At 77.7% G+C, this 1,311-nt stretch carries 1 protein-coding gene and 1 pseudogene; both read left to right on the top strand.

Annotated elements, in window-relative coordinates:
* Nucleotides 1-285 precede the first annotated feature (285 nt).
* The gene (locus AC5FZL_RS16745; protein ID WP_493620001.1) at nt 286-1,059 is read left to right on the top strand and encodes a winged helix-turn-helix transcriptional regulator; all 774 of its coding nucleotides are present in this window, start codon (nt 286-288) and stop codon (nt 1,057-1,059) included.
* A gap of 1 nt (nt 1,060) precedes the next feature.
* Nucleotides 1,061-1,311, top strand: a pseudogene (locus tag AC5FZL_RS16740) (mycothiol synthase); the annotation flags it as partial.

The following is a 1,311-nucleotide window of genomic DNA, read 5'->3' as shown; positions in this document are numbered from 1 at the left end:
GCCCCGCGAGCGCCGCCAGGGCGAGCAGCACCGCCAGGGCGGCGCCGACCGCGGCGGGCAGCACCGACGGGGCGGCGACACGGAGTGCTGGGGTCCTCACGCGCCGATCCTCCCAGAGGGCCGGACGGGTCGCGGTGAGGCCGGCGGAGGGTCACGACGAGGTCGCGGTCGGGCCGCCGGTGCTGCGCGCTGGGTCGCACGAGCGCCGACGTCATCTAGTGTTCACCTCGTCGTAGCGACGGTGCGCGGGCGCGGACGCGCCGGCGCACGGCCCTTGGAGGCTGCATGGCCCAGCTGCTCCTGCTCACGAACGCGCTGTCCCCCTCCGCGGAGGTGCTGCCCGCCCTCGGGCTGCTCACCCACGCCGTGCGGGTGCTGCCCGCCGAGCCCGCGGCGCTGGTGGACGCCCCGCCGGCCGACGCCGTGCTCGTCGATGCACGGCGCGAGCTGGTCGCCGCCCGCTCGCTGACGCGCCTGCTGCGCACGACCGGCGTCAGCTGCCCGCTGTTCCTCGTGCTCACCGAGGGCGGCCTGGCCGCGGTCGCCGCCGACTGGGGTGCCGACGACGTGCTGCTCGACAGCGCGGGCCCCGCCGAGGTGGAGGCCCGGCTGCGGCTGGCCGCCGGCCGGGCGGCGCTGGCCGAGGCCGGGGACGACACGCCCGACGAGATCCGCGCGGGCGACGTCGTCATCGACGAGTCGACCTACACGGCGAAGGTGCGCGGGCGCTCGCTGGACCTCACCTACAAGGAGTTCGAGCTCCTCAAGCACCTCGCCCAGCACCCGGGCCGGGTGTTCAGCCGCGCCCAGCTGCTCAAGGAGGTGTGGGGCTACGACTACTTCGGGGGCACCCGCACCGTCGACGTCCACGTGCGGCGGCTGCGGGCCAAGCTCGGCGCCGAGCACGAGCAGCTGATCGGGACCGTGCGCAACGTGGGCTACCGGTTCGTGCCGCAGACCCGCGAGCGCCGGGAGGCCGACCGGGACGGCGCCGTCGCCGGTGCGGAGCTCGACCTCGACCAGGTCGGCGAGCCTGCGGCCGACGCCGCGGACGCCTGAGGTGCCCGACCCGCTCCCGGCACCGGCCCGGGCACCGCAGCCGGCGGAGTCGCTGACCGCCGAGCAGGCGGACGCCGTCCTGCGGCTCGTGGCCGCTGCGGCGTCCTCGGACGGCGGGGAGCCGCTGTCCGAGGACGCCCGCCTGGCCCTGGGGCCGCCCTCCCCCGGCGTCCGGCACCTGCTGCTGCCCGCCGAGGACGGCTCCCTGGCCGGGTACGCCCAGGTCGCGGCCCGCCCCGGCGACGACGGCGG

It is taken from the genome of Quadrisphaera sp. DVD1 (assembly GCF_058932755.1).
The sequence above is the reverse complement of the archived record's forward strand: the minus strand, read 5'-3'. Positions and strand labels throughout refer to the sequence as shown.